This window comes from Pseudomonas sp. EB271-G4-1 (assembly GCF_058791355.1).
This window is the reverse complement of sequence record NZ_JBYTEO010000009.1, coordinates 23,592-47,044: the sequence shown is the minus strand read 5'-3', so window position 1 is coordinate 47,044 and position 23,453 is coordinate 23,592. Positions and strand designations below refer to the sequence as shown.

Sequence of the window (23,453 nt, the reverse complement as noted above, 5' to 3'; positions counted from 1 at the left end):
AGGCCCGGTGACTGTCGGGGGTACTTAAGCCAAGGTGGCTTTAGCTTTCTCGACAATCGCAGCAAACGCCGCTTTTTCGTTCACTGCCAGATCAGCCAGAACCTTACGGTCGATCTCGATGGACGCTTTTTTCAGGCCGGCGATGAAACGGCTGTAGGACAGACCGTTGATACGAGCACCAGCGTTGATACGAGCGATCCACAGAGCGCGGAACTGACGTTTTTTCTGACGACGGTCACGGTAGGCGTATTGGCCTGCCTTGATTACCGCTTGCTTGGCAACACGGAATACGCGGGAGCGTGCGCCGTAGTAGCCTTTAGCAAGTTTCAGAATTTTTTTGTGACGCTTACGGGCAATGACGCCACGCTTTACACGAGCCATGAGTTACTTCCTCTATTCTTGACTAAAATTAACGAAGGCGCAGCATGCGCTCGACTTTTGCCACGTCAGACGGATGCAGCAAGCTGCTACCGCGCAGTTGACGCTTACGCTTGGTCGACATTTTGGTCAGGATGTGGCTCTTGAAAGCGTGCTTGTGCTTGATACCGTTAGCAGTTTTCAGAAACCGCTTAGCAGCACCACTTTTGGTCTTCATTTTTGGCATGTTCGGATACTCCGCATTCAGTTGATAAACATAATCAGAAGGCCTGCCGTGCCCTGTTGATTACTTCTTCTTTTTCGGGGCGATGACCATGATCAGCTGGCGTCCTTCCATCTTAGGATGCTGTTCGACCGAACCGTACTCCAGCAAGTCACCTTCAACTCGCTTGAGCAGTTCCATCCCCAGCTCCTGGTGGGCCATCTCACGGCCGCGGAATCGCAAGGATACCTTGGCCCTGTCCCCATCACTCAGGAAACGTACCAGGTTGCGCAGTTTTACCTGGTAATCCCCTTCCTCCGTCCCTGGACGAAACTTGATTTCTTTAACCTGAATCTGCTTCTGGTTTTTCTTGGCCGCAGCAATCTGCTTCTTCTTCTCGAAGATCGATTTGCCGTAGTCCATCAGTTTGCAAACAGGTGGTACTGCATCGGCGGAAATCTCCACCAGATCCAGCTTGGCCTCTTCAGCCTTAAGAAGCGCGTCTTCAATTGACACAATCCCGAGCTGTTCACCTTCAGCCCCAATTAACCGAACCTCGCGTGCCGAGATATTCTCGTTGATCGGGGCTTTCGGTGCAGTTCGTTTATCTTGTCTCATTTCACGCTTAATAATAATTACTCCGAATCTTGGCGACCACGCCGGGAAACCGCTTGCGCGAGGAACTCAGCGAACTGGGCGACGGGCATAGAGCCCAGGTCAGCACCTTCACGAGTACGCACAGCGACAGTCTGCATCTCGACTTCCCGATCTCCGATAACCAAGAGATAGGGAACCTTGAGCAAGGTATGCTCGCGGATTTTAAAGCCGATCTTTTCATTTCTCAAGTCAGACTTGGCACGAAACCCGCTTTCGTTGAGAGTTTTTTCCACTTCAGCGGCAAAATCTGCCTGCTTATCAGTGATATTCATGATCACTGCCTGGGTCGGAGCAAGCCACGCAGGGAATGCTCCCTCGTAGTGCTCGATCAGGATTCCAACGAAACGTTCGAAGGAGCCCAGGATCGCCCGATGCAACATCACCGGATGCTTGCGGCTGTTGTCTTCGGAGACGAATTCGGCACCCAGACGCACAGGCAGGTTAAAATCGAGCTGCAGAGTACCACACTGCCAGACACGGCCAAGGCAATCTTTTAGCGAGAATTCGATCTTCGGACCGTAGAACGCTCCCTCACCCGGCTGCAGATCATACGGCAGGCCAGCACTATCAAGGGCTGCAGCCAAGGCCGCTTCGGCGCGATCCCACAGCTCGTCGGAACCCACGCGTTTTTCCGGACGAGTGGACAGCTTCATCTCGACATCTTTAAAGCCGAAATCGGCGTAGACATCCATGGTCAGCTTGATGAACGCAGCGGATTCAGCCTGCATCTGCTCTTCGGTGCAGAAGATGTGGGCGTCGTCCTGGGTGAATGCGCGCACGCGCATGATGCCGTGCAGCGCACCCGATGGCTCGTTACGGTGGCAGGCACCGAATTCGGCCAGGCGCATCGGCAGCTCGCGGTAGCTTTTCAGGCCCTGGTTGAACACTTGCACGTGGCAAGGGCAGTTCATCGGCTTGATGGCGTAGTCGCGGTTTTCCGACTGGGTGGTGAACATGTTGTCGGCGTAGTTGGCCCAGTGCCCGGATTTCTCCCACAGGCTGCGGTCAACGACCTGGGGCGTCTTGATCTCCAGGTAGCCGTTGTCGCGCTGCACCTTGCGCATGTACTGCTCGAGCACCTGGTACAAGGTCCAGCCGTTCGGGTGCCAGAACACCATGCCCGGCGACTCTTCCTGGGTGTGGAACAGGCCCAGGCGCTTGCCGATCTTGCGGTGATCGCGCTTTTCAGCTTCTTCGATGCGCTGGATGTAGGCGGCCAACTGCTTCTTGTCGGCCCACGCGGTGCCGTAGACGCGCTGCAATTGCTCGTTCTTGGCATCGCCACGCCAGTAGGCGCCGGACAACTTGGTCAGTTTGAAGGATTTCAGGAAACGCGTGTTCGGCACGTGCGGACCGCGGCACATGTCGACGTATTCTTCGTGATAGTACAGGCCCATGGCCTGCTCGTTCGGCATGTCCTCGACCAGGCGCAGCTTGTAGTCTTCGCCGCGAGCCTTGAACACTTCGATCACTTCGGCGCGCGGAGTGACTTTCTTGATCACGTCGTAATCTTTTTCGATCAGCTGCTGCATGCGCTGTTCGATGGCGGCCAGGTCGTCCGGGGTGAAAGGACGCTCGAAGGCGATGTCGTAATAGAAGCCTTCGTCGATAACCGGACCAATGACCATCTTGGCCGTCGGGTACAGTTGCTTGACCGCATGACCGACCAGGTGGGCGCAAGAGTGGCGAATGATCTCCAGCCCCTCTTCATCCTTTGGCGTGATGATTTGCAGCGTGGCGTCGCTGCTGATGATGTCGCTGGCGTCGACCAGCTTGCCATCGACCTTGCCCGCTACCGTGGCCTTGGCCAGGCCGGCACCAATGGATGCGGCGACCTCGGCTACGGAAACCGGGTGATCGAATGAACGTTGACTGCCGTCGGGAAGAGTAATAGTTGGCATGGCGCCTCCTCTCCTAGTGGTGACCCCTACCAAAGGTCACGTGGGTTGGGATGAGCCAGTACAAGATCCGATCCAGGCCATTCAATGACGAACGCCTGCCTTACAGCGGCAGGAGCCTTGCGGCCAACCGGAAAATCGAACCAGAGTGACTGGGATTCAAATCAGGGTTATTCGGGCATCTGCCGCGGCCGGGACTGAAGGTCGACCGGCGCCTGCGAACGCCCGAGCGAGGCATGCTAGCACAGATGAACGGTCATGGCGGCGTCGAGGCCTTGCGTCGAGGCGAAACTGCGGTTTTTGTGCCAGAGTGCTGAACTTGAACCGCGTTTTACCCCTCAGATAACAAGACATTCCCCCATAAGGAGCATCCCGGCATGCGTCTGAATCGTTTATTCGCTGTAGTCGCACCCATCGTCCTGCTGCTTCCGCTGGCCGCCCACGCCGACTGGCCGAAGGGTGAGCGCGAGAAGTACATGGCCCAGTGCACCCAGGCCGCCACGCCACAGATCGGCGCCGCAGCGGCAAAATCCCACTGCGCCTGCGGCGCCGACGCTATCAAGTCGTACCCGGCCAAGGACCTGCAGGCACTGATGGACAACCAGGCCAGCGACACACTGAAACAAGAGGCCTTGGGCAAGATAGCCAAGTGCAAGGCCGCCCCTGCGGCGAAAAAATAAGCCTGAAAACGTGCTGTAAAAGCGTTTTCTGCCGGTGAAAACCCTCGGAGAAACGCTTTTTCCTACAAATTGTGCAGGTTTTACAGGTTTTTTTTCTCACCTTTACTTTGGGCTAAAAGCCTTTAAATACGGGGCTTTCAGCCCAATCAGCGAACAAAGAATGTGCGACTATAGGGCAAACAACCGCTGTGGGGGGCTCCCAAAGCGAACATTTCGACTATGATACTCGGGTGTGCCCAGTTGGCCTGAGCAGCACAGTACTACTGAAAATATATGTTTCTTGGAGATACACCATGTCTAATCGCCAAACCGGCACCGTTAAATGGTTCAACGATGAAAAAGGCTTCGGCTTCATCACTCCTCAAGGTGGCGGTGACGACCTGTTCGTACACTTCAAAGCTATCGAAAGCGACGGTTTCAAAAGCCTGAAAGAAGGCCAGACTGTTTCCTTCGTGGCTGAGAAAGGCCAAAAGGGTATGCAAGCTGCTCAAGTTCGCCCAGAGTAATTTCCAGGCGCACTAAAAAAACCCCGTCCATGTGACGGGGTTTTTTGTGGGCGCTATAAAGCGTGTTCGATCAGCCGCAGTTGACGCGGGTGACGACACGATTGGCATCGGTGTTGAGGTTCAGGCGGTCCGAGCGGTACTCCAGCGTCACCATGTCGTTTGGCTGCAGGAATCGCGCATTCTGCGCGCCTGCACGGGTGCGCGCCTGCTCCAGCAACTGGGGCGACGCCTGCTTACCGATGGCGAATTCGGCCGCCTTGGCCTCGCAGCGGCTATGACCAGACTCAGTGGTAGTGGCCGGGTCAGTCGGCTCGGTGGTTCCCGTGCTGCAACCGACCAGCATGGCAGCAGCCAGCACAGTACCCAATGACGCGAGCTTCCAAGGCATGACGCCTCCTTATTCGATGATTTAGCTGAATTCTTGCGACCGCCATTTCGGCGTTTGGTTTCACGGGGAGCCAGGCACCCCGCCCTTCACAACGGACAAACGGCAAGTTTGCCTGAGCAACGCCCTGCCCTTCATCATTCAATCGTGACTGAATATGAACGGCACTCAATAAACGTCAATGTAGTCAAAGGCCGGTTTTGGCCAGTTATCCTTCAACGCATTGTAGATTTGCATGACCCAGACTTCGTCACTGGCCGCCACCCGCCCGACATAGCCAGACCCTTTCGCCCAGGTTTCCAGGCGAAACAGCAAGCCGTCGATATCGCTGCCACCCACGACACCCGAAGAAATATAGGCGATGCCGCCCTTGGTCACGCGCAATTGCGTGTGCTCATCGTCGCTGGCTGCGGCTAACATCTGGCGCACCGCTTCGAGGGTCAAGCCATCGGGAGTGTTCAAATCGATCTGCACAGCACAATCCTGGATTAGCCATCAAAGACCAAGTGTCGCATAGCCCTGCGCCCATGCCTAAGTCGCAGTGCCAAAAGCATCGCAAAGTGATTAACTCGACACTCACCATTCCCCCTGACTCCCGAGCCCTGTCATGACCACCGTGAGCATCGAAGCCGACATCAAGATCAAATGGCCAGACGGCCATATTTCCTACAGCCCGGGTAGCCCGGAAGAGCTGGCCATTATCGGCATCGACCTGCTGGTCAAGGATCTGGGCACCGAAGCGGCACGCTCTTTCATCGACCAGATCTTCGAAAAACACTCGCGCACCGGGCATTCGCAGTGAGAGAAAGCCTTTGGGCGTTTTCGCGGATGCACTCGCTACCCTGTAGGAGCGAGCATGCTCGCGATGGTCGTCAACGATAACGTTGGCTGCCTGGATGAGCGCGTTGTCTGGACGTTCATCGCGAGCATGCTCGCTCCTACAGGCGCGCCAGGCGCTCGGTCAACAGATCGAAGAAGCCTTGGGCGTCACCGCTGTCAACCCAGAAGGCGTTCTTCGGCGCGTTGAGACTGTCATACCAGTCGACGATGGTCTGGCCAAACGTCGGACCTTCGCGGCTGTCGGCCACCACGTTGACCGAACGGCCACTGAACAGCGCCGGCTTAAGCAGGTAGGCGATGACCGTGGCGTCATGCACCGGGCCACCGGGAATGCCATAGCGCGCCATATCACCGCCAATACACGCTTGCAGGATATCGCCCACCAGCTTGCCGGCCTTGTTGTTCAACGCCGCTATCTGCTCGAGGCGCGCTTCACTGGTAAGAATCTTGTGGGTCACGTCCAGCGGCAGGTAGACCAGGTCTGCGCCACTCTTGAGCACCACCTCGGCCGCGTGCGGATCGGCAAACAGGTTGAATTCGGCCACCGGCGAGATGTTACCGCCGTTGAAGTGCGCACCGCCCATGACCACCACCTGCTTGATGCCCTGGACAATCTGCGGCTCGCGCAGCAGCGCCAGGGCAAGGTTGGTCTGCGGCCCCAGCATGGCGATGGTCATGCTATGGGGCCTGGCGGCCAGTAACGTGTCGATCAGGAAGTCGATCGCATTGCCCTCGGCCAGCCCCCTCTTCGGCTCATGGACCGCAACACCCGGCAAACCTTCCTCGCCGTGGACGTGCTCGGCATAGACAGGCTTGCGCACCAGCGGCTTGGATGCCCCGGCATACACCGGCACGTGCTCACACCCGGCCCACTCGAGGGCAAGCCGTGCATTGCGCGAGGTTTTGTCCAGGCGTACGTTGCCGGCGACGGTGGTCAATGCGCGCACGTTCAGCTCTTGCGGCGACGCCAGGGCAAACAGCAAGGCAATCACGTCGTCGGCACCGGGATCGGTATCGATAATCAAGTCGATCGGTTGTGCCGATTGGGAGCCGGTGGTGTTACTCATCAGAACGTTACCCCGGCCACCAGCACGATATTGCAGTAAGGCTGGCATTCTCCGGTGCGCACAATCGCCCGCGCCTGTTGAGTGAGAGCCTTGAATCGCTCATGGCTGAGCAGTTCGCGCCGTCCCAGCGTACCCTCGACCTCCAGTGCGTCCAGGGTCGCCAGTGCCGACGGCCGTTTCTCGAGGATTTCTTGCGCCAGCACATGGCTTTCGACCTGCATTTCGCTGAGCACGACTTTCAGGGTAGTGACGAAATCCGGAATGCCCTGGGTCAAGGCCAGGTCGATCAGTTCGACGCCTGGCGGTACGGGCAGACCCGCATCGCCGATCACCACCTTGTCGCCATGGCCCAGGGAAGCTATAAGCCGCGACAGCGCGACATTGAGTAGAGGGGTCTTTTTCATGGTGTTTTAAACGCCTGCACATCGGCCAGGGTGGGAATCGAGGGTTGCGCGCCAGCCCGGGTGACCGACAATGCGGCGGCGACCTGGCCGAAACGTATCGCTTGCGCTTCGCTCATCCCGGCCACCAACGCCGCGGCGAAGCCACCAACGAAGGTATCGCCGGCCGCCGTGGTGTCGAGCGCCTTCACGCTCGGCGCCGGGAAATGTTCGAAGCCTTTGCCATCGGCAAACAACGACCCCTGGGCGCCGAGGGTGATGATGACCTTGCCGGCGCCCATGTCGATCAGTCGAGTAGCCGCGATCTGCGCCGTTTGCAGAGAGTCCAACGGCAAGCCGCTGAGCGCTGCTGCTTCACTCTCGTTGGGAATCAGGTAGTCGATGGACGCATACCACTCCTGCGGCAGCGGTCGACTGGCCGGCGCAGGGTTGAGGATAACGGTCTTGCCCAGCTCACGACCGCGCTTGAGCGCATGGCCAACCGTTGCGTCCGGTATTTCCAGCTGACAGATGATCACATCCGCCTCCTGCAGCGCCGCATCGAAACAGCCGAGCACCGCTGGCGTCAGCGCGCCGTTGGCCCCGGCGACAATCACGATGGCGTTCTGGCTGTTGTCGTCGACCACGATCAAGGCCACGCCACTGGTACCTTCCACGGCGCTGACCGCCCGACAATCGATGCCCTCGTCCAGCAACGCCTGGCGCAATACCTGGCCGTAGGCATCGGTGCCCACGCAGCCCACCATCGACACCTGCGCACCGAGGCGCGCAGCCGCCACGGCCTGGTTCGCCCCCTTGCCGCCACAGACCGTCGCAAACGACTGGCCGATCAGTGTTTCTCCACCACGGGGCAAGCGCGACGCCCGAGTCACCAGGTCCATGTTCAAGCTGCCGACTACCACTACTTTTGCTGACATACATTACTACTCATCAAGACTGTTCCAGCGCTGCTCGGGATTTAGCGATGCTTTTCATTTAACGATACTGTGCGAACACCCCGGCCAACGGCGCGGTCGATTCGCGCAAGACGATGCTGGGGGTCACGATGCGTTGTTCGGTTGCCAGGTCCGGCTTGGCAATCCGGCGCAGCAGCACCCCGGCCGCCATTTCGCCCAGTTGCAGGATCGACTGGCCCACGGTGGTCAGTGCCGGATAGACATAGCGGCTCATCTGGATGTCGTCGAAGCCGATGACGGAAAGGTCCGTCGGCACGCGGATATTGCGCTCGGCGGCGGCACGCAGCACACCGATACCGATCATGTCGTTGGCGGCAAAGATCGCGCTGGGCGGATTGTTTTCCAGAAGCACAGCGGCGGCGCTGTAGCCACCGGTGCTGGTGAAATCGCTTTCGAGCATGCGCCCGCGCGCAACACGGATACCCGCCTCTTCAAGGGCCCGGCAAAAGCCGGCCAAGCGCATCTGCGCCACGCTGGTGGTTGCAGGGCCGCTGATGGTGGCGATATCCCGATGCCCCAACTCCAGCAGATGCCGCGTGGCCAGGTAGGCGCCGTACTCGTGATCGATGCGCACAAGGTCCGCGTCGACGCCTTCGAGCCCTCGGTCGACGATCACCATCGGCGTGCGCACGGCCGCCAGGCCCTGGGCCAACCCGCCGTCACCACCGGCCGAGGCGACGATCAGGCCGTCGATGCGTTTCTCCAGCAATACTCGCAGGTAACTACGCTGCTTGTCCGGATTGTCGTCCGAATTGCACAGGATCACACAGTAGCCATTACGCTCACAGTAGTCCTCGATACCCCGCGCCAGCTCGGCGAAATACGGGTTGAGGCTGTTGGGCACCAGCAGGCCGATGGTTGCCGTGGTCTTGGCCTTGAGGGACCGGGCGACGGCGCTGGGCACATAATCGAGGGTCTTGATTGCGGCCTCGACCTTGACCCGTACTTCTTCACTCACCGGCCGGGTCTTGTTCACCACATGGGAAACCGTGGTGTAGGAAATCCCCGCCAGTGCTGCTACATCCTTGATCGTTGCCATGACTCAGGTCCGCCGGCTTGCGCGCTGACTGCGATAAGTATCCAGCACTACCGCCACCACGATCACGGCGCCAGTGATGATGCGTTTGGTCGGCTCGGTGGCGCCGATCTGCGCCAGGCCGGCCGCCAATACCGAAATGATCAGCACGCCGAAGAAGGTGCTGATGACCGAGCCGCGCCCACCCATCAGACTGGTGCCGCCAATCACCACGGCAGCGATCACTTGCAACTCCAACCCGGAGCCGGCATTGGGGTCCGCCGCTTCCAGGCGAGAAATCTGGAACAGCGCGGCAATACCGGCCAGCAACCCCATCAGGCTGAACACCAGGATCTTGTAGGGCTTGGGGTTGATCCCCGCCAGGCGCACCGCCTCTTCGTTGGTGCCGATGCCGATCAGGTAGCGCCCGAATACGGTACGGGTCAACACGGCCTGGGCGATGAAAATGATCAGCAAGGCGATGATGAACGAGGGCGAAATTCCGAAGGCGATCGGATTGGACAGCCAGGCAAAGGCGTCGCCGATGTAGGCCGTGCGCGAACCGGTCATCTGGTACGCCACGCCGCGGGCCATTTCCAGCACACCCAGGGACACGATGAACGAAGGAATGCGCCAGGCCACGGTGATCGAACCGGTGACGGTCCCCGCCAGCGCGGCAGCCGCCATGCCGAGCAAAGCCGCTGGCAGCACGCTCCAGCCCCAACCGAGAATCGCCACGCTGACCGTCGACGCGGCCAGCGCCAGCACCGAACCCACCGACAGGTCGATACCGCCGATGATCAGCACGAAGGTCATACCGACCGCCAGGACCATCAAGTCCGGAATCTGGTTGGCCAGGGTGCTGAAAGTGTTGTAGGAGAGGAAATGGCTGCTCAGGACCGAGAACAGCACGACCATGGCCAGCAAGGCGCCGGCCAGCCCCAGGTAAGTGCCCAGCCCATAGAAATTGCCGCTGCGTGGGCCGGCCGAAGATACGGTTTTCATTGAAGATCCCTAGGCGCCGCTTCGTTGAGCAGCGCATCACGTTTTTGGTAGCCGGCGAACGCGGCGGCAAGCAAATCATCCTGGGTCCAGCTGTCGCGCTCGAAGGTGTCGATCAGACGCCCCGCCGAGAGCACGCCGATGCGGTCGCAGATCAACATCAATTCGCGCAGGTCGCTGGACACCACCACCAACGCCTTGCCTTGACGGGTCAACTCACCGAGCAGCGCATAAATGTCGAACTTGGCGCCGACATCGATGCCCCGGGTCGGCTCGTCAAACAGCAGCACCGAGCAATCACGCTCCAGCCAGCGACCGATGACTACCTTCTGCTGGTTGCCACCGGACAACTCGGACACCAACTGCGCCGGTCCGGAACTGCGAATGCGCATGGCGTCGATCTGCCGTTGGGCCAGCCCCGCTTCAGCGCCAGGATTGACCAGGCCACCGCTGGAAATAACCGGCATGTTACCCAGCGCAATGTTCGCGCCGATCGATTGCGTCAGCAGCAGGCCCTCGCCCTTGCGGTCTTCGGTGATCAGGGCAATGCCATGCCCGACCGCGTCCACCGGCGAGCGGATACTCACGACTCGGGCGGGTGAGCCTAGCGCCACCGTGCCGCTGTCCGCGGTATCAGCCCCGAAAATCAAGCGCAGCAACTCGGTGCGCCCTGCCCCGATCAATCCGGAAATGCCGAAGATCTCGCCAGCCCGCACCTCGAAGGACACGTCACGCACCTTGTCGGCACGACTCAGGCCCTTGACCGTCAAAGCCGCAGCGCCGATGTCACGCGGCCCCATGTCGATGTGTTCGCCCAGTTCGCGCCCGACCATCAGCGTGACCAGTTGCTCACTGTTGTAGTTGGCCATCGGCTCGACACACACCAGGTGGCCGTCACGCAGGACCGCAATGCGCTGGGCCACCCGCGCAAGCTCTTCGAGGCGATGGGAGATATAGATGATCGACACGCCACGGGCCTGCAGGCGCGTGATCTGCTCGAAGAGCATTTCGACTTCACGGGCGGTGAGCATCGCGGTCGGCTCATCGAGGATCAGCACGTGGCAATCACCGATCAGGTTGCGCGCGATCTCGACCATCTGCTGATGACCAATGCCCAGCTCGCCCACCGGGGTGTCCGGGTCGATCGCGTCGAGCCCGACCTGAGCCATGGCCTCGATCGCAGCCAGGCGCAGTTGCTTGCGATTGATCCAGCCAGCAGTGCTGGGCAGCTTGTGCAGAAACAGGTTTTCCGCCACCGACAGGGTCGGCAACAGATTGAGCTCCTGCATGACCATGCGGATCCCCAGCTCTTCGGCCTGGGTGCGGCTGCCCGGGCGGTAATCGCGCCCCTGAAACTGCATCTGGCCAGTAGTCGGCGTGACCAGCCCGCCGATAATCTTCGACAGCGTACTTTTGCCGGCGCCATTCTCGCCGGTCAGTGCCAGCACCTCGCCGCGCATGAGCGTGAGGTTGATGCCGGCCAGGACCGGCTGCGCGTAAGTCTTGCCAATGTCGCTGACCGAGAGGACAGCGTGCGGGGCGCTAACAGACATAAGACTCTCCATGCGCTCGCAGGGATGGCGAGCGCCATTGCGTCGCCGGAAATTTACTGTGTAACCAGCTCTACCGGAGTTTCGATCACGCCGTTGGCGCCGCTGTCGACTTTCTCGCCCTTGATGATCTTCAACGCGGTCTCGATGCCGAACACCGCCTGCTTGGCGGCAAACTGATCGGCGGTGGCCAGGACGCGGCCATCCTTGAGCATCGGCTTGATGGCATTGATGTTGTCGTAACCGACCACCTGGACCTGGCCAGCCTTGCCCGCGGCACGCACGGCAGACACCACGCCCACCGCCATGCTGTCGTTGCCGGCGAGCAGGGCCTTGATGTTCGGGTATTCGCTGAGCATCGAGGACGCCACCTGGTTGCCCTTGTTGATTTCCCAGTCGCCCGATTGCACGGACACGACCTTGATCTGCGCCGCCTCCATCGCATCCTTGAAGCCTGCGGTGCGGGCCTGGGCATTGGTGGTGGTGGACACCCCCTCGATGATGCCTACTTCGTCACCGGCCTTGAGCTTCTTGGCCAGGTACTCACCCACCAGGCGCGCGCCCTTTCGGTTATCCGGGCCTACGAACGGCACACTGATGTTCTTGCTCTTGACCACGGCCGGGTCGAGCTGGTTGTCGATGTTGATCACGGTAATGCCGGCGTCGACGGCTTTTTTGATCACCGGCACCATGGCCTTGGAATCAGCGGGCGCGATCACCAGCGCATTGACCCTCGACACGATCATTTGCTCGACGATGCGGATCTGGTTGGCCGTATCCGTTTCGTCCTTGATGCCGTTGGAGATGAGCTCGAACTCGTCGGAGTGATCTTTCTGATACGCCTTGGCGCCGTCTTCCATGGTCAGGAAGAATTCGTTGGCCAGGGACTTCATCACCAGCGCGACTTTTGGCTTTTCAGGCGTTTGGGCGAACGCCGAAGAAACAGGCAGCGTGGCGGTTGCGCCAGCCAGTATTGCGACAGCAAGAAGACGTCCAGCGAATGGCAGCTTCATGGGTTCACTCCGATCTTATGATTATTGTGAGCAACGTCGGGGCGGCATATAGAGATGTCGCAAACGTTTGCGAACCCTGACTATGCGAATCTTGCCGGAATTTGTCAACGGCCGTCATACCCCGTCCGCAGGTTGCGCGTATAGCCACCAGCACACAAGGTCACGCCGTAGTGCTGACCATACTGCCGGAACCAGTCAACTCTTTTGCCAGGCTGGCGGCCACCTGCATCAATGCCGACAACGTATCAGCAATCTGTGACTGGAGCGCCATCACGGCCACGGCCTTGGCCTCTTCAGACTGAAAAGACGCGGCCTGGGCAGCCGCCAGTTGTTGCTGTTGCTCACGCAGTTGCTCTTGCAGTTCCTGCATGCGCTTGAGCAGCAATTGCGCCGCAACGCTTTGCTGGCTGCCAGCGCCTTCGGCGTCTTCACTCGCCTGCGCGCCCTGCTCCATTCGGACAGGCTTTTCATCCTGCACGGGCTCACCGGACTGCTGCACCGATGCCGTGTCACTCAAGGTGTCGACGGCAGCCGCTGATTTCCCGCCGATATTAACAACCGCTGAATGTGGCAAACCGACCGTCAACGACATGTGAACTCCCTGTAGATGATTCTTCACTGAAGCATCGACCTGCCGACCGGTTTCTTTAACGCCGATATTTAAAGGGGAATCGAAATCCTTTTCGGAAAGCCGAATGAAAAATCCACGCACAGTCGGAAAGCCGGACAACACAGGAAGGTCGCCGCTCAACAACTCGTTTAAATTGATAAACAAATCAATAGGTTAGGAATTTTTTTTGATTCCAGTTGTAACTGGTACGGGACGTGCTCTTTCTTCAGCACCCCACGGGTTCAGATCCGTTTGGGGCGCATCTAGATGAACCTGCATCAGCACCGTCACTACAAGAGAGAAAAATAATGACATCTGCTTTGAAAAACCTTATTCCGGGCACATTGGCCCTCTTGCTGCTCGTGCCCGCCGCCCTTCAGGCAAAAGAAGTCGAAACCCAACAGAAACTGGCGAATGTCGTGGTCCTGGCGACCGGCGGCACCATCGCCGGTGCAGGCGCCAGCGCCGCCAACAGCGCCACCTATCAAGCAGCGAAAGTCGGCATCGAGCAATTGATTGCCGCGGTACCGCAGCTCAGCGAACTGGCCAATGTCCGCGGCGAACAGGTCATGCAGATCGCCTCCGAAAGCATCACCAACGACAACCTGTTGCAACTGGGCCGTCGTGTTGCCGAATTGGCGGACAGCAAGGACGTCGATGGCATCGTGATCACCCACGGCACCGACACCCTGGAAGAAACCGCCTATTTCCTCAACCTGGTGGAAAAAACCGACAAGCCCATCATTGTCGTGGGCTCCATGCGCCCGGGTACCGCAATGTCCGCCGACGGCATGCTGAACCTGTACAACGCCGTCGCCGTGGCCAGCAGCAAGGACGCGCGTGGCAAGGGCGTGCTGGTGACCATGAACGACGAAATCCAGTCGGGTCGCGATGTCAGCAAAATGATCAACATCAAGACCGAAGCGTTTAAAAGCGCCTGGGGCCCCCTCGGGATGGTGGTCGAAGGCAAATCCTACTGGTTCCGCCTCCCGTCCAAGCGCCACACCATGGACTCGGAATTCGACATCAAGAACATCCAGAGCTTGCCTGACGTCGAAATTGCCTACTCCTACGGTAACGTCGGCGACACCGCCTACAAGGCATTGGCCCAGTCGGGTGCCAAGGCCATCATCCATGCCGGCACCGGCAATGGCTCGGTCTCTTCCCGGGTCGTGCCTGCCTTGCAGGCCCTGCGCAAGGACGGCGTGCAGATCATCCGCTCTTCCCACGTCAATGCCGGTGGGTTTGTCCTGCGTAACGCCGAACAGCCTGACGACAAATATGATTGGGTGGTGGCGCATGACCTGAACCCGCAGAAAGCCCGAATCCTGGCGATGGTCGCGCTGACCAAGACCAATGACAGCAAAGAGCTGCAACGGATGTTCTGGGAATATTGATTCGCCCCTCGCCCGACCGACTCCGGTCGGGCATCTCTCATCACTCCCGCCTGACAAAAAAACTCTTTTGCTCCTACACCAATCGGCAAAAAATACTGTCAGAGGATTCTCTTGAATTTTAAGCAGTTGCGAAAATGCCTACAGTTAAATACTGTATGCACGTACAGCTTAATAAGGATAATCCTGTGGACACCACCTCCGCCTCACCAGACACCTATGTACGCATGGGCCTGCGCGTTCAGAAAATCATCAACGGCCCAACCGCTCAAAAAGCCAGGGCAGCCCTGATCTTCCGCCTTCCAGACGAGCCCGTGGATGAATGGGAACGCCTGCTCGAAGAAATCGACGAGAACGACAACGTCACCCTCGCCCACCGCGACGATGGTGGTGTGCAGATTTTCTGGGTAGTGCCGAAGGAAGACTGAGTCGATGAGTGTCCGTTGTTTTGCCCTGCTGCTCCTGTTGTTCGCGATGGGGGCCCAGGCTGATGCGCCACGCACGTTCAGCGAGGCCAAGAAAGTCGCCTGGAAGCTGTATGCACCGCAATCCACCGAGTTTTATTGCGGCTGCAAATACACCGGTAACAAAGTGAACCTCGCGGCCTGCGGTTATGTTCCACGCAAAAACGCCAAGCGTGCCGCCCGCATCGAGTGGGAACACATTGTTCCGGCATGGCAAATCGGACATCAGCGTCAGTGCTGGCAGGAGGGCGGGCGTAAAAACTGTACGCGATACGACCCGACCTATCAGAAAGCCGAAGCCGACCTGCACAACCTGGTGCCCAGCATTGGCGAGGTTAATGGTGACCGTAGCAATTTCAGTTTCGGCTGGCTACCGGAGCAATCGGGCCAATACGGTTCGTGCCTGACCCAGGTCGACTTCAAGGCGAAGAAAGTCATGCCCCGCCCGTCCATTCGCGGCATGATCGCCCGAACCTATTTCTACATGAGCAAGCAATATGGTTTGCGCCTGTCGAAACAGGACCAGCAGTTGTACCAGGCGTGGGACAAGACCTACCCGGTGCAAGCCTGGGAACGCCAGCGCAACCAGAGCGTGGCGTGTGTCATGGGGCGCGGCAACGAGTTCGTCGGCCCGGTCGACATGAAAGCCTGCGGCTGAACGCTAGCGGTTAAAAAAAGGCCTGGGGGCTGAACACCCCAGGCCTTTTTTTCAGCCACCCGGTTGGGTCCTTACTGAGCCGTCGTGCGCTCCAGCACCAGCACTTCGATGTTCTGTTTCTTCGCCTTGATGAGCGCGGCATTTACCTGTGCCTGCTTGGCATCGGCTTCTTCCCTGGAGCTATAAGGCCCCATCAGGATGCGAGTCTTGCCATTTTCCCTGACCACGTTGGACATGAAGCTGTGCTCGATCAGCCAGCCGCTGAGATCGCTGACGGCCTGGGGCGTTTCGCCCCGTACTTCGAGATCCCACTGTGGCCCCGCCACCTGCGCCGACGTTGCCGCCGCCGCAGGCTGCGGCTTTGGTGCCTCCTCGCGCTTGCCATCACCGCATCCCGCCAGAGCCAATACCGCGATTGCCAAGACCATTTTGCGCACAGCGTTTCCCTCTGAATGCTTAAAGCGGGGGATTTTAGCATTCATGAATACTTCGCGAGTGCCGTAAAAATGGGCGCAAAACAACGAGAATGATAGTGGCGGCCTCTGTATAGTTACACCTTGGGAATTAATGCTGTATCTGCGCGTCAGAAAGAGGCACCCAAACCGTGAGACTTCGCACTAATCTATACATAACACCGACCTCTGCACTGTCCGAATCAGGTGCCCCACGAAGCAATCAAGGAGAAGACCATGCTGATACTCACCCGCAAAGTCGGTGAAAGCATAAACATTGGTGATGACATTACGATCACCATCCTGGGCGTAAGCGGCCAGCAAGTCCGGATTGGCATCAATGCCCCCAAAGACGTCGCAGTGCATCGCGAAGAAATTTACCAGCGCATTCAGGCCGGCCTGACCGCCCCGGAAAAGCCACAAACCTGAATCCTGTCGTAGTCAGTAGCCAGCCCGTTCGCCCCGCAACGACGGCTGGCTAAAGATTCCAGCGCAACACGCCTGCGCTTTCCCTTCACTTTCTGTCAGCCGAATGTGAAACCCCGCGCCATCCCGCTCGCCACCACCATCATCAGCAACACCAGCACCGCCTCGATATGACTGACTCGTGCAAATAGCGTTGCACGCCAGGTATCGATAGCCGCGCCACGCGACCGTGCAACCCGCCATTTGATCAACGTCACCATGGGCGCAATTTCCAGTAGCAGGATAACCACCAACAACGTCATCTTGAGATGGAACAACGGCTGGCTCAGGTAGTAATCCGTGCCTTTCTCGAAACCGCCAAAGGCCCGCATGCCGCCGGTAACCAGCAAGACAAGGGCAGAAATGCCCCACATGTTGTCTGCCATCAATACATCGCGAGCCTCGCCTGCGCCGACAGCCAGGCGCCGAAAAGCCGTGCCACGCGCCAGGACAGCCCAGAATCCAAGCGCAAACGCCAAAAGATGAATCGCTGCAAGCAACCAGTGAGCCAGCATCGGGAAACTCCTGTAGAGACGTAGTCGAATCAGCCTGTCAGTAGTAGTTCATGAAACGACTGTTTGCACCCGACAGACCATTTGCTTTTCGCCGCCAACGACTCGGCTGCCCCCGCTGGAGGCCGCGTAAAATATAACGTTACAGACCTACTAGACTCCAAGACTCCAGTGCCGAAGCTCTTCAGGCACAATCCCCGACAGCAGTCACTCCTCCTAATTGACCTGAGTACACAACATCATGTGCGAATCATGTGATTCAACCTCTGCAGCAAAGATCAATGAGCGTCGTCGCTTCCTTCGCCTTGCTGGATTGGGAGTGGGAGCCTTGCTAATGGCCGGCGCAATGCCGAGTCGAATAATCCAGGCAGCCGAGAAAACCACCGCGCCGCCAAAACCCAAAAACGTCATCAGCCCGGATGAAGCCCTGAAAAGGTTGATGGCGGGCAACGAACGCTATGTCAGCGGTAATTCCGAAACGCACGACTTCAAGGATGAACGAGAAGCATTGGTTTCCGGTCAGAACCCTTTCGTGGCGGTGCTGAGTTGCTCTGACTCGCGCATCGCCCCGGAATACGCATTCGATACCGCTCGGGGCGATCTTTTCGCTGTACGCCTGGCCGGCAACTTCGTCACCGACGAAGGCCTTGCAAGCCTCGAATACGGCGTGGCCGTGCTCGGCGCACCGCTGATCCTGGTATTGGGCCATGAGCGCTGCGGCGCCATCGAGGCTGGCGTTAAAGCCGTCAAGGAGCACACGGTGTTCCCCGGGAAGATCCCTGCACTGACGGATGCACTCAAATCCTCTGTCGAGCAGGTCAAAGGTCGTCCAGGTGACCTGGTGGAAAACGCGACCGTGCAAAACATCAAGAACTCGATCGAACGCCTCAAGCAAGCCACGCCCCTGCTGACTGATGCGCTCAGCAAGGGCCAGCTGAAAATAGTGGGGGGCATTTATCGCCTGGCGACAGGTAAAGTCGAACTGGTTGCCTGAATCGTCCAGCCATCATTGCCATGTAGCCGATGTGAAGAGCCCAGCGCGAAGGCTGGGCTCAGGTTATTTCCTGCATTCAATCATCTTGTCCGCGAGCGCCTTGGCCCTTTCAATCAACAGATTCTGCCGGTCTTCATGCGTGACCGCGCCGACAACGGGCGCCGTTAGATGGCTTTCGGCAATCAACGCGGCGCAGAAATATTGATCCCACACAGCCTTGTGATCGGACGCCTGCCTGTTCATTTGGTCGGAGATCATATGCGACTCCTTCAGATGAGATAACACTGCCTATATTACGCCTGAATTGCAGTAGCAAGGGACGGCCGTCACTTGCAGATGGGCCACTACAAAATCCACCGCAGCAGCACGTGGCTGGCTATCCAGGAGGACGCTTCGACCATCGTCCATTGCAGCAAGAGGCAAATGGACAGGTAAGCCGCAAAGAACTTGATCATTGCCCGCCTCCCCATCATTACCCTCCCGCCTCAGTGAACCCACGAATAGTCCGGTTGCCTGTCCTGCTTTGATGCAATTGGTTGCAGGCAGTTCAATGCGAGACGAATTGGTTTTCATTTGGGCTTGGCGGGGCTGAAGCAGTTCAGTAATGCCTGGGGCTTTGGCGCTTTGGCGCTTTGGGTGCGAGTTTTGAAACCACAGCTCAAATCCCGGACAACAAAAAAGGGCCCACCTTTCGGTGAGCCCTTCTAGACCGCCCAGCAGAGCGGATTTTGTTTGGTAGGCGCGATTGGACTCGAACCAACGACCCCCACCATGTCAAGGTGGTGCTCTAACCAACTGAGCTACGTGCCTGCTGTGAGGCGGCATTCTACGGAATTCCGGGAGGGTGTCAACACCTTTTTTCGAGCTAACCCTATGAATATGCAAAATATTTAATTTTGCTGCGGCGAAGAAGATTTTCCGGTGGCTGGCGGCGGTTTTTCAACTCGGGTAGGATCGACGCAATCGTTAAATTTATTAAACAGAGGCTGCAGGATGGCGAACACCCCTTACCCAGAGTCCTATTACGCCGCATCGGCCAATGCGGTGCCGCCGCGCCCGTCTTTGCAAGGCGAGGTCGAGACTGATGTCTGCGTGATCGGCGCCGGTTATACCGGACTGTCCTCGGCGTTGTTCCTGCTGGAGCACGGCTTTCGGGTGACGGTGCTGGAAGCGGCCAGGGTGGGTTTCGGTGCGTCGGGGCGCAACGGTGGGCAAATCGTTAACAGCTACAGCCGCGATATCGATGTGATCGAGCGCAGTGTCGGCCCCCGGCAGGCCCAGATGCTGGGGCAGATGGCGTTCGAAGGTGGGCGGATCATTCGTGATCGGGTGGCCAGGTACAACATCCAATGCGATTTGAAGGACGGCGGCGTGTTTGCCGCCATCACCCCCAAACAGATGGGCCACCTGGAATCCCAGAAGCGCTTGTGGGAGCGATTCGGGCACACGCAGCTGGAGTTGCTCGACCAGCGCCGCATTCGCGAGGTCGTGGCGTGCGATCAATACATCGGTGGCATGCTCGACATGAGTGGCGGGCATATCCATCCGCTCAACCTGGCGCTGGGCGAAGCGGCGGCCGTGGAATCATTGGGCGGCACCATTCATGAACAGTCGCCGGCAGTGCGCATCGAACGCGGCGCCAGCCCGGTTGTCCACACGCCACAGGGCAAAGTCAGGGCCAAGTTCATTATCGTGGCGGGCAACGCCTACCTCGGCAACCTGGTTCCGGAGTTGGCGGCCAAATCGATGCCTTGCGGCACGCAGGTGATTACCACCGAACCCTTGGGCGATGAGTTGGCGAAAAGCCTGCTGCCCCAGGACTATTGCGTGGAAGACTGCAACTACCTGCTCGACTATTACCGCCTGAGCGGCGACAAGCGCCTGATTTTCGGCGGCGGCGTGGTGTATGGCGCACGAGACCCGGCGAACATCGAAGCGATCATACGTCCGAAGATGCTCAAGGCTTTCCCGCAGCTCAAGGATGTGAAAATCGACTACGCCTGGACCGGTAATTTCCTGCTGACCCTGTCACGTCTTCCTCAGGTCGGAAGACTGGGCGACAACATTTATTACTCCCAGGGCTGCAGCGGCCATGGCGTTACCTACACGCACCTGGCGGGCAAGGTCTTGGCTGAGGCATTGCGCGGTCAGGCAGAACGTTTCGACGCCTTTGCCGACCTGCCCCACTACCCGTTCCCGGGTGGGCAACTGTTGCGCACCCCGTTTGCTGCGCTGGGTGCGTGGTACTACGGATTGCGCGACAAACTCGGGTTCTAATGCGCTAAAAAAAATGCCCGTATCTGCTGATACGGGCATTTTTTATTTGCTCACAAAGCCTTTACCCAGCGATGGCGCGGTCCGCCGACAGTTTGCCAGCCCCTTCGATCAGCACCGCGATACTGCCACCGAGCAACGCCAGGGCGAATTCATAGCCGTTGTTGGCCATGAACAGGCCGTTGCTGATATGAACCGTAAAGATCGCCACCAGTGAAAGGAAGGTCAGGCCCAATGCTGCCGGACGTACCAGCAAGCCGATGATCAATGCCAGGCCGCCGAAGAACTCGGTACCGCCCGCCAGCGTCGCCATCAGGTAGCCCGGTGTCAGGCCGATGCTTTCCATGTACTGCGCGGTGCCCGCCAAGCCATAGCCACCCAATGCCCCGAAGAGTTTTTGCGAACCGTGGGCGGCGAAGATGATGCCGACGACAATCCGCAAAACGGTCAGGCCGTAGCCAGCGCGGGTAAACAGTACCTTGTTGATCAGTGTGCTCATGCTGTGTCATCCCTAAAAGAGTGTGTGTTGGTTGGCCGCTATATTAATCAGTAAATCTCATGTTAAAAGCGTAAAAAATCCGCCATAACAATCAGTTTATTCGATCATTTACGAAGGGCAACTTTTTGCCCCTGGGGCTCCAACGACTCCCGCTCCCGATCGAACGCCAGGTAATACTTGTTCACGCTATTAACATAGCTGACAGGTCCCATTCCCACCTGCTCCATGGCGATGCGCTCCACCTGGAAAAACCACTGGTTGGGGTTCAACCCGCGACGCCTGGCTTCCGCGCGCATCCCTTGCACCCGCTCCGGGCCGATGTTGTAGGCCGCCAGCACAAAGGCCATGCGCTCGCGCTCATTGAGCTTGGGGCTGGCAAAGAACTTGCGGCGGATCATCGCCAGGTACTTGGCCCCGGCCTGCACATTGGCATCGAGCTCATGAATGTTGCTGACGCCCACCCGCTGCGCCGCTGACGGTGTGATCTGCATCAGGCCGGTTGGCGCACCGCCACTGCGTGCCGAGGGCTGCAGGCCGGACTCCTTGAACGCCAGCGCCGCCAGGTTCAGCCAGTCCATGTCCTGGGCACTTGCATGTTTCTGCAGCACCGGCCGCAGCTTTTCCAGGCGCTGGCGGTCAGCCTTGGCCAGGGGATAGTGGACCTGGTACTGGCGTCGATAGATCCGCAGGAACGCAGCATCCTGGTCCGACGGCTTTTTATAGCCTGCCAGGAAACGATCGATGCTGGCGCGCAGCATTGACGCATCGCGGCGCACGAACCAGAACTCTTCGCCTGGCTCGCTGATGAGCACCTGGCGATCGACTCGTAATTTCGGCAGGATCTTGCCCCAGCGCTCGGCGATCGGTTGCTCGACGATGGTCAGGTGAAATATCCCGCCCTGGACCATCTCCAGCACATCCTCGACCGCCAGGCTCGGGTCGACCCACTCGATCTTGACCGGCGGCAATTTGTGCAGCGCCAGCTTCTGATTGATCTGGCTGATGGCGTCACCGGCGGCGCTGCCGTTGGGCAACGCCAGGGTTTTACCCGACAGTTGTTCAAGACGGGTATAGCGACGTTCGCCCTTGATCCCCACCAGCACCAACGGGATGTTACTGGCAACGGGCTCACTGCTGCTGACGGCGAAGCCTGGCTGCAAATCCAGCAACTCGCCGGGAGCCACAAGGTCGCCCTCCCCACGCTGCAATGCGCCGAGCAGTTGATCCTTGGCTCTGGGAATGATCTTGAGGGTAATTTCCTGGCCGTCGCGGGCATGGCCGTTGAGGTATTGCTCGAAAGCACGCAAGCGATGGTATTCGACGCCGATGGCCTGGCCCTGGACTTCGCCGGAGCTGTTACGGCTCTGATTGACCAGCACGCGCAGCACGCGGCTGCTGCGGATGTCCGTCAGGTCACGCACCTTGGTCGCCGGTACGGCTTGCAGCGGCCCGGGCAGACGCGCAACCGCCGACATCGGCAGCAGCAGCGAGCAACACAGCAGTAGCAAAATCGAGGGACGAATCATCCACTCTCCGCAAAGAATTCAGGTCGACTGCATGAATGGCTTCACGCAATCAAGCGACAGAAACAGAGCGCCCTGAAGCGCTGGCAATGCGCGAAAGACTGGCACAATGATGGCAGCGTCACCACCCAGACTTCTTCGCGGCATTAAGAGACAGCGATAACCTGTTGTAGTTCTTGGCTTTTCTTATAAATCCTGGGCTCTGGTATGCTTTGCGGCCCTGGGCCCGAGGTAGCACCATGCAACTCATCGATATCGGCGTCAACCTGACCAACCCCAGTTTTGCCGACAAGCACCAGGCTGTACTGGACCGCGCCTATGCCGCCGGGGTCTGCCAATTGGTGCTCACTGGCACCAGTGTCGAGGGCAGTGAGCAGGCACTGGAGTTGTGCCAGCAACTGGACGAAACAGCGCAACGGCTGTTCGCCACCGCCGGCGTTCATCCCCACGCGGCCAGCGACTGGAATGCCGACAGCGCGCGTCGCCTGCGCAGCCTGCTGAAGGAAGCGAACATCGTCGCGATTGGTGAATGCGGCCTGGATTTCAACCGCGATTTTTCACCGCGCGCACAACAGGAGAAAGTCCTCGAAGAACACCTGGCGCTGGCGGTAGAACTGCAAATGCCAGTGTTCCTGCACGAACGCGATGCGAGCCAGCGCCTGCTGGAAATCCTGCGCGACTACCGCGATCAATTGCCGGCCGCCGTGGTGCATTGCTTCACCGGCGAAAAGAAAGCCCTGTTCAGTTACCTGGACATGGATTTGCACATCGGCATCACCGGCTGGATTTGCGATGAGCGCCGAGGCACGCATTTGCACCCGCTGGTCAAGGAGATCAAGCGTGGGCGGTTGATGCTGGAGAGCGATGCGCCATACCTGTTACCGCGCAGCCTTCGGCCCAAACCGAAAAACGGTCGCAACGAGCCGGCGTATCTGACGGAAGTCTTACGTGAGGTGGCCTTGCACCGCGGGGAAAGCCAGGAAGACCTGGCCGCCCACAGTACGGCGTGCGCGCGGGCGTTCTACGGGCTGCCCAGCGTGGATTGAACGCGGGCCCGG

29 protein-coding genes and 1 tRNA gene are annotated in these 23,453 nt (G+C 58.8%); 10 read left to right on the top strand and 20 right to left on the bottom strand.

What is annotated here, in order from left to right:
• Nucleotides 1–24: 24 nt before the first annotated feature.
• Genes rplT through thrS form a run of 4 tightly spaced genes read right to left on the bottom strand, consistent with a single transcriptional unit; the run spans nt 25 to nt 3,138 of the window.
• Complete coding sequence (gene rplT, locus AC3WWR_RS06820) at nt 25–381, bottom strand: 50S ribosomal protein L20 (protein WP_007905879.1); 357 nt, start codon at nt 379–381, stop codon at nt 25–27.
• A 28-nt stretch (nt 382–409) separates the two neighbouring features.
• Nucleotides 410–604 (bottom strand): 50S ribosomal protein L35, encoded by a 195-nt coding sequence (gene rpmI, locus AC3WWR_RS06815; protein ID WP_002553160.1) that lies wholly within the window; start codon nt 602–604, stop codon nt 410–412.
• A gap of 60 nt (nt 605–664) precedes the next feature.
• Nucleotides 665–1,216 carry a translation initiation factor IF-3 gene (gene infC / locus AC3WWR_RS06810; protein WP_172435703.1) on the bottom strand — a complete coding sequence of 184 codons (552 nt, stop codon included), beginning with the start codon at nt 1,214–1,216 and terminating at the stop codon, nt 665–667.
• Nucleotides 1,216–3,138, bottom strand: a complete 1,923-nt coding sequence (gene thrS, locus AC3WWR_RS06805) for a threonine--tRNA ligase (protein ID WP_008066670.1) — start codon at nt 3,136–3,138, stop codon at nt 1,216–1,218. The genes infC and thrS overlap by 1 nt, the downstream gene beginning before the upstream one ends.
• 374 nt (nt 3,139–3,512) lie before the next feature.
• Here thrS and AC3WWR_RS06800 point away from each other — a divergent pair, with 374 nt between their 5' ends.
• Together AC3WWR_RS06800 and AC3WWR_RS06795 are read left to right on the top strand one after the other, a co-directional pair.
• The gene (locus AC3WWR_RS06800) at nt 3,513–3,815 is read left to right on the top strand and encodes a hypothetical protein (protein ID WP_020799069.1); all 303 of its coding nucleotides are present in this window, start codon (nt 3,513–3,515) and stop codon (nt 3,813–3,815) included.
• 293 nt (nt 3,816–4,108) lie between these two features.
• Nucleotides 4,109–4,321, top strand: coding sequence for a cold-shock protein (locus AC3WWR_RS06795; protein ID WP_003179963.1), 213 nt, complete (start codon nt 4,109–4,111; stop codon nt 4,319–4,321).
• Nucleotides 4,322–4,391: 70 nt separating this feature from the next.
• On the opposite strand, the gene AC3WWR_RS06790 is transcribed toward AC3WWR_RS06795, so the two are convergent.
• Nucleotides 4,392–4,709, bottom strand: a complete 318-nt coding sequence (locus AC3WWR_RS06790) for an I78 family peptidase inhibitor (protein ID WP_020799070.1) — start codon at nt 4,707–4,709, stop codon at nt 4,392–4,394.
• 165 nt (nt 4,710–4,874) lie between these two features.
• Nucleotides 4,875–5,180, bottom strand: coding sequence for a hypothetical protein (locus AC3WWR_RS06785; RefSeq protein ID WP_020799071.1), 306 nt, complete (start codon nt 5,178–5,180; stop codon nt 4,875–4,877).
• 133 nt (nt 5,181–5,313) lie between these two features.
• Between AC3WWR_RS06785 and AC3WWR_RS06780 the strand changes: the two genes are divergently transcribed.
• Nucleotides 5,314–5,508 (top strand): hypothetical protein, encoded by a 195-nt coding sequence (locus AC3WWR_RS06780; RefSeq protein ID WP_020799072.1) that lies wholly within the window; start codon nt 5,314–5,316, stop codon nt 5,506–5,508.
• 136 nt (nt 5,509–5,644) lie between these two features.
• Here the strand turns inward: AC3WWR_RS06780 and AC3WWR_RS06775 are convergent, their stop codons facing one another.
• From AC3WWR_RS06775 to AC3WWR_RS06740, 8 genes are all read right to left on the bottom strand, one after another.
• Nucleotides 5,645–6,613 (bottom strand): nucleoside hydrolase, encoded by a 969-nt coding sequence (locus tag AC3WWR_RS06775; protein ID WP_225441898.1) that lies wholly within the window; start codon nt 6,611–6,613, stop codon nt 5,645–5,647.
• Nucleotides 6,613–7,017: a D-ribose pyranase gene (gene rbsD / locus AC3WWR_RS06770; protein ID WP_033040075.1), complete on the bottom strand. Its 405-nt coding sequence runs from the start codon at nt 7,015–7,017 to the stop codon at nt 6,613–6,615. The genes AC3WWR_RS06775 and rbsD overlap by 1 nt, the downstream gene beginning before the upstream one ends.
• A complete protein-coding gene (gene rbsK / locus AC3WWR_RS06765; protein WP_033040068.1) occupies nt 7,014–7,931 on the bottom strand; it encodes a ribokinase in 918 nt (305 codons plus the stop codon). Before rbsK ends, rbsD begins: the two co-directional genes overlap by 4 nt.
• Nucleotides 7,932–7,989: 58 nt before the next feature.
• Nucleotides 7,990–9,009: a LacI family DNA-binding transcriptional regulator gene (locus AC3WWR_RS06760; RefSeq protein WP_033040065.1), complete on the bottom strand. Its 1,020-nt coding sequence runs from the start codon at nt 9,007–9,009 to the stop codon at nt 7,990–7,992.
• Between the two features lie 3 nt (nt 9,010–9,012).
• The gene (locus tag AC3WWR_RS06755) at nt 9,013–9,990 is read right to left on the bottom strand and encodes an ABC transporter permease (protein WP_020799077.1); all 978 of its coding nucleotides are present in this window, start codon (nt 9,988–9,990) and stop codon (nt 9,013–9,015) included.
• On the bottom strand, nt 9,987–11,540 hold the full coding sequence (locus tag AC3WWR_RS06750) for a sugar ABC transporter ATP-binding protein (RefSeq protein ID WP_020799078.1): 1,554 nt from the start codon (nt 11,538–11,540) through the stop codon (nt 9,987–9,989). Before AC3WWR_RS06750 ends, AC3WWR_RS06755 begins: the two co-directional genes overlap by 4 nt.
• A gap of 53 nt (nt 11,541–11,593) precedes the next feature.
• Nucleotides 11,594–12,550, bottom strand: coding sequence for a sugar ABC transporter substrate-binding protein (locus AC3WWR_RS06745; RefSeq protein WP_020799079.1), 957 nt, complete (start codon nt 12,548–12,550; stop codon nt 11,594–11,596).
• Nucleotides 12,551–12,710: 160 nt separating this feature from the next.
• Nucleotides 12,711–13,142, bottom strand: a complete 432-nt coding sequence (locus tag AC3WWR_RS06740; RefSeq protein WP_033040062.1) for a hypothetical protein — start codon at nt 13,140–13,142, stop codon at nt 12,711–12,713.
• A gap of 326 nt (nt 13,143–13,468) precedes the next feature.
• Here AC3WWR_RS06740 and AC3WWR_RS06735 point away from each other — a divergent pair, with 326 nt between their 5' ends.
• The 3 genes from AC3WWR_RS06735 to AC3WWR_RS06725 all read left to right on the top strand — a co-directional run bounded on the left by AC3WWR_RS06735 (nt 13,469) and on the right by AC3WWR_RS06725 (nt 15,676).
• Complete coding sequence (locus AC3WWR_RS06735) at nt 13,469–14,557, top strand: asparaginase (protein WP_020799081.1); 1,089 nt, start codon at nt 13,469–13,471, stop codon at nt 14,555–14,557.
• A gap of 134 nt (nt 14,558–14,691) precedes the next feature.
• On the top strand, nt 14,692–14,982 hold the full coding sequence (locus AC3WWR_RS06730) for a DUF1654 domain-containing protein (protein ID WP_033041211.1): 291 nt from the start codon (nt 14,692–14,694) through the stop codon (nt 14,980–14,982).
• Nucleotides 14,983–14,986: 4 nt separating this feature from the next.
• The gene (locus tag AC3WWR_RS06725) at nt 14,987–15,676 is read left to right on the top strand and encodes an endonuclease (protein ID WP_033041209.1); all 690 of its coding nucleotides are present in this window, start codon (nt 14,987–14,989) and stop codon (nt 15,674–15,676) included.
• 71 nt (nt 15,677–15,747) lie between these two features.
• On the opposite strand, the gene AC3WWR_RS06720 is transcribed toward AC3WWR_RS06725, so the two are convergent.
• Nucleotides 15,748–16,113: an SPOR domain-containing protein gene (locus tag AC3WWR_RS06720; RefSeq protein ID WP_033041207.1), complete on the bottom strand. Its 366-nt coding sequence runs from the start codon at nt 16,111–16,113 to the stop codon at nt 15,748–15,750.
• Nucleotides 16,114–16,365: 252 nt separating this feature from the next.
• Here AC3WWR_RS06720 and csrA point away from each other — a divergent pair, with 252 nt between their 5' ends.
• The gene (gene csrA / locus AC3WWR_RS06715; RefSeq protein WP_008057174.1) at nt 16,366–16,557 is read left to right on the top strand and encodes a carbon storage regulator CsrA; all 192 of its coding nucleotides are present in this window, start codon (nt 16,366–16,368) and stop codon (nt 16,555–16,557) included.
• Between the two features lie 95 nt (nt 16,558–16,652).
• On the opposite strand, the gene AC3WWR_RS06710 is transcribed toward csrA, so the two are convergent.
• Nucleotides 16,653–17,108: a DUF2214 family protein gene (locus AC3WWR_RS06710; protein WP_020799085.1), complete on the bottom strand. Its 456-nt coding sequence runs from the start codon at nt 17,106–17,108 to the stop codon at nt 16,653–16,655.
• 238 nt (nt 17,109–17,346) lie between these two features.
• Here AC3WWR_RS06710 and AC3WWR_RS06705 point away from each other — a divergent pair, with 238 nt between their 5' ends.
• Complete coding sequence (locus AC3WWR_RS06705) at nt 17,347–18,099, top strand: carbonic anhydrase (protein WP_033041205.1); 753 nt, start codon at nt 17,347–17,349, stop codon at nt 18,097–18,099.
• 63 nt (nt 18,100–18,162) lie between these two features.
• On the opposite strand, the gene AC3WWR_RS06700 is transcribed toward AC3WWR_RS06705, so the two are convergent.
• Together AC3WWR_RS06700 and AC3WWR_RS06695 are read right to left on the bottom strand one after the other, a co-directional pair.
• A complete protein-coding gene (locus tag AC3WWR_RS06700) occupies nt 18,163–18,357 on the bottom strand; it encodes a hypothetical protein (protein ID WP_020799087.1) in 195 nt (64 codons plus the stop codon).
• 475 nt (nt 18,358–18,832) lie between these two features.
• Nucleotides 18,833–18,909, bottom strand: a tRNA-Val gene (locus AC3WWR_RS06695).
• 183 nt (nt 18,910–19,092) lie between these two features.
• Here AC3WWR_RS06695 and AC3WWR_RS06690 point away from each other — a divergent pair.
• Nucleotides 19,093–20,376 (top strand): NAD(P)/FAD-dependent oxidoreductase, encoded by a 1,284-nt coding sequence (locus AC3WWR_RS06690; RefSeq protein ID WP_020800380.1) that lies wholly within the window; start codon nt 19,093–19,095, stop codon nt 20,374–20,376.
• A 61-nt stretch (nt 20,377–20,437) separates the two neighbouring features.
• Here the strand turns inward: AC3WWR_RS06690 and AC3WWR_RS06685 are convergent, their stop codons facing one another.
• The gene (locus AC3WWR_RS06685) at nt 20,438–20,872 is read right to left on the bottom strand and encodes a DoxX family protein (RefSeq protein ID WP_020800379.1); all 435 of its coding nucleotides are present in this window, start codon (nt 20,870–20,872) and stop codon (nt 20,438–20,440) included.
• 104 nt (nt 20,873–20,976) lie between these two features.
• Nucleotides 20,977–22,398: an MltF family protein gene (locus AC3WWR_RS06680; protein WP_020800378.1), complete on the bottom strand. Its 1,422-nt coding sequence runs from the start codon at nt 22,396–22,398 to the stop codon at nt 20,977–20,979.
• 236 nt (nt 22,399–22,634) lie between these two features.
• Here AC3WWR_RS06680 and AC3WWR_RS06675 point away from each other — a divergent pair, with 236 nt between their 5' ends.
• Entirely contained in the window at nt 22,635–23,441 is an 807-nt protein-coding gene (locus AC3WWR_RS06675) for a TatD family hydrolase (protein WP_020800377.1), read from the top strand.
• Nucleotides 23,442–23,453 lie beyond the last annotated feature (12 nt).